Source organism: Succinivibrio sp., assembly GCF_045124615.1.
Lineage (GTDB): Bacteria > Pseudomonadota > Gammaproteobacteria > Enterobacterales > Succinivibrionaceae > Succinivibrio > Succinivibrio faecicola.
Genome location: NZ_JBGVMC010000145.1, coordinates 1 through 6,143, shown reverse-complemented (window position 1 = coordinate 6,143; position 6,143 = coordinate 1). Strand labels below are relative to the sequence as shown.

6 protein-coding genes are annotated in these 6,143 nt (G+C 38.1%); 2 read left to right on the top strand and 4 right to left on the bottom strand.

Annotation, left to right across the window (positions count from 1 at the left end; translation table 11 throughout):
- The 4 genes from ACJML3_RS03885 to ACJML3_RS03870 all read right to left on the bottom strand — a co-directional run.
- Positions 1-1,442, bottom strand: a 1,442-nt coding sequence (locus ACJML3_RS03885; RefSeq protein ID WP_406020795.1) for a flagellar biosynthesis protein FlhA, incomplete at its 3' end; no start/stop codon positions are given.
- Between the two features lie 126 nt (positions 1,443-1,568).
- Entirely contained in the window at positions 1,569-1,907 is a 339-nt protein-coding gene (locus tag ACJML3_RS03880) for a YqcC family protein (protein WP_288135638.1), read from the bottom strand.
- A complete protein-coding gene (gene ruvX, locus ACJML3_RS03875; protein WP_406020793.1) occupies positions 1,891-2,313 on the bottom strand; it encodes a Holliday junction resolvase RuvX in 423 nt (140 codons plus the stop codon). Before ruvX ends, ACJML3_RS03880 begins: the two co-directional genes overlap by 17 nt.
- Positions 2,310-3,137, bottom strand: a complete 828-nt coding sequence (locus tag ACJML3_RS03870) for a hypothetical protein (RefSeq protein ID WP_406020791.1) — start codon at positions 3,135-3,137, stop codon at positions 2,310-2,312. The genes ruvX and ACJML3_RS03870 overlap by 4 nt, the downstream gene beginning before the upstream one ends.
- 490 nt (positions 3,138-3,627) lie before the next feature.
- Here ACJML3_RS03870 and ACJML3_RS03865 point away from each other — a divergent pair, with 490 nt between their 5' ends.
- Entirely contained in the window at positions 3,628-5,247 is a 1,620-nt protein-coding gene (locus ACJML3_RS03865) for a C69 family dipeptidase (protein WP_406020789.1), read from the top strand.
- Positions 5,240-6,143, top strand: a 904-nt coding sequence (locus ACJML3_RS03860) for a C69 family dipeptidase (protein WP_406020787.1), incomplete at its 3' end; no start/stop codon positions are given. The genes ACJML3_RS03865 and ACJML3_RS03860, both read left to right, overlap by 8 nt.

Here is a 6,143-nt window from a genome sequence, read left to right as displayed (position 1 = left end):
AAAGCCTTGTCATTATCCTGTTTTGAAATCCATACAGCATCAAGACCGAATGCAGGATCTTTTGCCTTGATTCCAGGAATATCACCAAATACCTGACCTGGATTGATTGCCATATCGCGCTCTGGCTGAATTTCTGCTTCACCAAAGGTTACGCCCATAAGGGTAATTCTGTAGAAGTTAGGACCTAAATCAAGGTTATCTCTGATATGAACAGGAGGCACAAGAAAACCAAGATCCTGAGAGAGCTTCTTTCTTACGCCCTTTACACGGTTTAAAAGCTCACCATTCTGGTTTTTATCAACCATCGGAATAAGACGATAACCAACCTCAAGACCGATTACATCAACCTCTGATACATCATCCCAGCTAAGTTCTTTCTGATCAGGTAGAGGTTTACCATCATTACCGAGTTTTGCAGTTTCAACATCCATTTTTGCCTGCATTTGCTTAGCATCGGCAATACGTTTGATAAGATAACCTATACCACCGCAGATTGATGCTAGCATCAAGAACGCAAGATGAGGCATTCCAGGAACAAGCCCCATTACTGCAAGAACTGATGAAACGATATACATTGTCTTTGGCTTTGAGAACAGATCTGATACAACCTGCTGTCCCATTTCTGACTCAGAGCTTGACTGACGGGTAACAATAATTGCAGATGCAACTGATAGTAACAATGATGGGATCTGAGCAACAAGACCGTCACCGATTGTCAGAATAGCGAAAATTGATGCAGCCTCACCAACAGACAGACCGAAATTGAAAACACCGATGATAATACCACCCACAAGGTTGATTATCATGATGAGAAGACCTGCTACAGCGTCACCTTTAACGAACTTTGAAGCACCGTCCATTGAACCGTAGAAATCAGCCTCTCTTGTAACATCGATACGTCTTTTTCTTGCTGTATCCTGATCGATAATACCTGCATTAAGATCAGCATCAATAGACATCTGTTTACCAGGCATAGCATCAAGAGTGAATCTTGCTGAAACTTCAGCAATACGGCCGGCACCTTTTGTTACCACCATGAAGTTGATGATAATCAAGATAGCGAAAACGATAATACCAACTGTATAGTTACCGCCCATCACAACGTTACCGAATGATTCGATAACCTTACCTGCAGCAGCTGTACCGTTCTGACCATTTAAAAGGATCACACGAGTTGAAGCAACGTTCAGCGACAGTCTTAGGATTGTTGTCAAAAGCAGAACAGATGGGAAAGATCCAAAATCAAGCGGTTTAGTTGAATAAATAGCCACCAGAAGCACAATCATTGATAAGGCAATGTTCAAAGAGAACAGCATATCAAGCAAGAATGGTGGCATAGGGAGCGTGATCATGGACAGACAGGCTAGAACAAGTATTGGGGTACCAACCTTGAACATAGAGATCTTCTTATAGGCAGTAGAACCTATAGACAGGCCTTTCATGACCTTATCGTTTCGTTTAGCCTGTGTAATAAAATCTGTAAAAAATGCAGGAAGTTTCAATTTATCATCCAAGTTCGCTTGTCAAAAATCCGATAATTGCATCAGCTAGCTACTTTCATGCAATAATTATGCCTTAGCAAAAAGCTTATCAAACTTCATTAAAATTTGAATAAGTTCTTTATATTCTTGCCACCTACCTCTATAAAATTCCTGCGCATAGGTGTGAATAACGACATTTTCAGGCAGTTTAGAATCACTTTTAATAAGTGAATAAAATCTAGGAACAAACACAAATTCAAGCCACTGCTCAAAATTCATGGTATCAAGAAAGAAGGGAGACTGACTTAAAAAAGCACTGTCATCAGGTCTGTTTTTTCCGTCAGACCAGATATTAAGCTTTCTCATTACAAGTTCAATTTCCTTTAAGGCAAGCTCAATTTGTTCAATCTTAGTGTTCATTTTCATAAAAATACTGTTCAAGAATAGTAACTGCAGCAAGAGAATCAATTGCGCCTTTATCTTTTGCAAGAGCTCTAAAACCGCCCTGTTCAAAGATCTGCCCTTTAGCCTCTTTTGAGGTTAGGCGTTCATCAACAAACTCGACTGGGATCTTGAATTTTTCCTTTAGTCTGTTGCCAAATTTTCTTGCTCTTTTAGTCATCAGTTGTTCGGTACCGTCCATGTTAAGAGGCAGACCGACGACAAATACACTAGGCTGCCAGTCTTTTACTGTTTTTTGCAGTTCTAGCTCATTTGGAATACCGTCTTTTGCTCTTATCTCCTTTAATGGATTAGCACTTTTTGTTACTGTATTACCAACAGCAGCACCGATATGATTAACACCAAAATCAAAACAAAGAACAAAACTCATACGTAAAATGTTCCGTTAATCATGATTCCGTTTCTTCTAGATACTCCAAGAAGTACGGATGAAAATACATTGTAAAGCTTGATTGATTCCATGATCTCATCACCTAATACCATATGAAGAGCATTAGCCTCAAGAGGTGTAGTGATTACCATTGGTAATTTTTTTGAGAATCTTACTCTTAAAAGTTCTGAAATCATCTGAACGTCAAAAGGACTCAGCCTTGAAGAGTTCTGACAAAGACCATCAAGGATCAGAAGATCAACGCTTGTCAGTCGCTCCCACTGAGAGTTCTTTTCTGCAACATCATAGTTTGTATCAGAAACAGATGGCTGACGTTTACGCTTAATCTCGTTTTGATTATTGATTTCAACATCTTTCCAGTACTCGTTGAGAACCTTGTTTGCAATACAGTTACAAAGCTTTGTTTTACCTGTACCTGGATTTCCTAGCAGCAGCAGTAAGGATGGTCTTGATGAAATTTCCTTTGCAGATGGAATTTCCTTTGCAGATGACAGAAAAGTTGGATTGATGCTTTGAGTAAAACTCTGTGCACACAAAAAAGCATCATGATTGCAGTTATCCTGAACAAATGTTTCAAATACATCCTTACTGTCTAAAATACCCTGCTGATAGTATGAATTAACAAAATTTTTGTGGTTCTCAAGACGCTGTTGAGCAATTTCTCTTGCAGCAAGCTTTGCCTCATATCTTCTGACTTTCTCAATATCAATTTTTTCTTCATTCATTGAATCAGAAAACTGCTTGCCTGACAGTTTTTCAATCTGCGATACAAGGGTGGAAAAAACGTCTTTTGCCTTACTCATTGAACTTCACTCTAAACAAATATGACGGAGAATTATATACATTATCATACAAGACAACAGAATATTGTTGCATATTCTTACAAAGAAAAAAATGCAATATATCAAATTACAGATAATGGATTAAAGACAGATTGGAAGTTGCAATAGTTCTGTAACTTTTTAAGCTCTCTTTATACACAAAAAATGTAACTTAAACTAACATCTGTATACTTTTGAAATATCCTGATTTTACTTGTAATCAAAAGGATATTTCACAAAACAGAATTATTTTTAACTAATAACTGCACTCTTTTCTCAGACATAACAGTTTTTTTAGAGAGCTGTTTTTTTTTAATATTTTTTTTGACAAATATCAACTAGTTATAAAAATGTATGTGAGATATATACAATGTAGTTGCAAAAATCAGTTTCATCTATAAAAAAAAGCATAAAATAAGTTGTTTTCAGAATTATTAAATCAAAAAAATAAAGTATAGAGAACTGAGGTATCATGAACATTCTTAGGAAACTTATACCTGTACTTTTACTTTGTGGAACCTATCAGGCGCAAGCAAATACAATCACCGTTGTGACAAAGGGTGCAGGCCAGTTTGGTGCATCCTTTTTATCAGCCTCTCACGACTCATTCAAGGCTGATCCTAGCCTTGTATATATAAAGGGCAAGAAATTTTCAGAAGGTGCTAAAAGAAATGTATATCCTGATGCCGATCTTACAGGAGAGGATAAGGAGCTTTTTAGCACCTACAGTCCAAGACTTAATGCACCTGAAAGATCAGAGCTTTACTACTATGGTGACAAACCACTAACAAAACGTGTCGGCGAAATAGATGAGGTAAGTAAAACATTTGCCTATCTTGATGCTCAAAGTGGTGTACTAAATGAACATGGTGTAATGATTGCTACATCAAGGGCTTATGTAAGGAATTTCAAAAAAGTTTCATACAAAAACGGCGGAATATTAAATGTAAGTGAACTTTCAAGAATCGCTCTTGAAAGATGTGAAAATGCAACTGACAGCATTAAAACCATCGGATCACTTATTGAAGAGTATGGCGTATATGGTGTTCCTTATATTATCTGTGTTGCAGATAAAGACACAGCCTATACAATGGAAATCCTTCCTCTTGAAGATGATAAAAAGGGTCTTTGGATTGCAAAGCGCATCAGTGATGGCAGTGTATATGTAAGTGCTGACAGCTTTAGAATTGATGATATCGATGAGAGTGATGAATCACTTATCATGCAGCCAGGCCTTATTCAGAAACTCAATGACAGAAAGATAGCAAAAACAAACAGCAATAAAAAGCTAAGCTGGATACATTCTGTAAGAGCATGTGAAAAAAGACCTTATTATTCACTTCGAAGAATATGGCGAGCCTCATGTATCTTAAATGCAAACTGTAAACTGTCAGCCTGGAGCGAGAGCTACCTTAAGAATAACTATCCCTTTGAAATAATCCCCGACAGAAAGGTAAGTGCTGAATTATTAATGCTTATTCACAGAGATACATTCAAAGGTACTGAATTTGATCCAAGTGCTACTCCATCAGGTGGTTTTTTCGCCTCACCTTACAGCTACAACCTTGAGAATGAAAGAGCTATCAGCACTACATCAACTGCATATACCTATATAAATGAGGTTTCATCCGATCTGCCTGTGCCTATCTGCCACTTTGCACTTAATACTCCTGCAGAAAGTGTTTTCATTCCACTTACAGTATCAGAACTACCTGATGCCTACTCAAAGGTAGACAGAAACAGATATGATGAAACAAAGCTGTACTGGGCTACAAACATGGTATCAACTCTTACTAAAGGTTATTACTACACCATGATTGATACAGTAAAGGTCAAGGCTCTTGAGCTTGAACAAAAGTCAAAAGCTACGATTTCACAATACTCAAAACTCTCGGCAAAGGACTTCACATCTTTGTTAAATGCCAACGCCATTGCATCTATTACAGGTATCAACAGTCTTTATCAGTTGCTTTTAGAGCAGCATGACAACGGCTACAAACTAAGATATGCGCAAGGTCATAATCCTAAATTCATACCTGTTGAGCGCTACAACAAAGAAGAGAATTTAAGGAAGGCAAAACAAAATGATTAAGGCTTTTACAATAAGTGCGCTTGTATGCTCACTTCTCCAATCAGCTTTTGCCTGCACAACAGCTCTTGTAACTAAGGGAGCTTCTGCAGACGGCTCCGTTTTTGTTACCCATTCAAATGATGGTTATACAGGAGACACCAGTGTAGTTTATGTACCGGCATCCGATCATGCTGAAGGTGAGAAAAGAGCTGTATATCCATCAGCATGTGCAAGAGAGCCATATCCAACATATAACACAGACTACACTCCAAGACTCAATGTCAAAGGAAGAGGTCCTGACTATCAGTTTAAAGGTGAAAAGGAAACACTGCCACTTGGCTATATTCCACAGGTTAAGCATACCTATGCCTATCTTGACAGTAACTACGGAATTATCAATGAGCATGGCCTTATGCTGGGTGAATGCACTGACTCATCAAGAAGAATAGGATACATACATCCTGATAAGACTGAAGGTATCTTTTACTCATCAGAGCTTGGCAGAGTTGCACTTGAACGATGTAAAAAGGCTCGTGAGGCTGTTGAACTTATGGGAAAACTCATTGATGAGTACGGTCTTTGGGGAACAGCAGAAACTCTTTTAGTTGCAGACAAGGAAGAAGGTTATGTTCTTGAAATGGCTCCAAACCCATCTGGTAAAGGTGGTTTCTGGGTAGCTCAAAAGGTGCCTGATGGAGAATTTTTCATTGCCGCAAACCAGTTTAGAATCAGAAGACTCGATCCTGAAAACAAAGATCAGATCTTCAATCTTGCTATGCTTGATGAACTTAAAAATCTTGGCTGGGCAAAATATGACAAGGACGGATATTTAGACTGGTTAAGATCAATTGATTCAAACGAATATTCTCATCCTTATGCATGTCTTCGCAGAGTCTGGAGAGGCCTTGATATTGCAG

Coding starts and splice junctions, on each gene's coding strand:
- ACJML3_RS03880 (WP_288135638.1), bottom strand. CDS start 1,907: ATGAAAATGAACACTAAGATTGAACAAATTGAGCTTGCCTTAAAGGAA.
- ruvX (WP_406020793.1), bottom strand. CDS start 2,313: ATGAGTTTTGTTCTTTGTTTTGATTTTGGTGTTAATCATATCGGTGCT.
- ACJML3_RS03870 (WP_406020791.1), bottom strand. CDS start 3,137: ATGAGTAAGGCAAAAGACGTTTTTTCCACCCTTGTATCGCAGATTGAA.
- ACJML3_RS03865 (WP_406020789.1), top strand. CDS start 3,628: ATGAACATTCTTAGGAAACTTATACCTGTACTTTTACTTTGTGGAACC.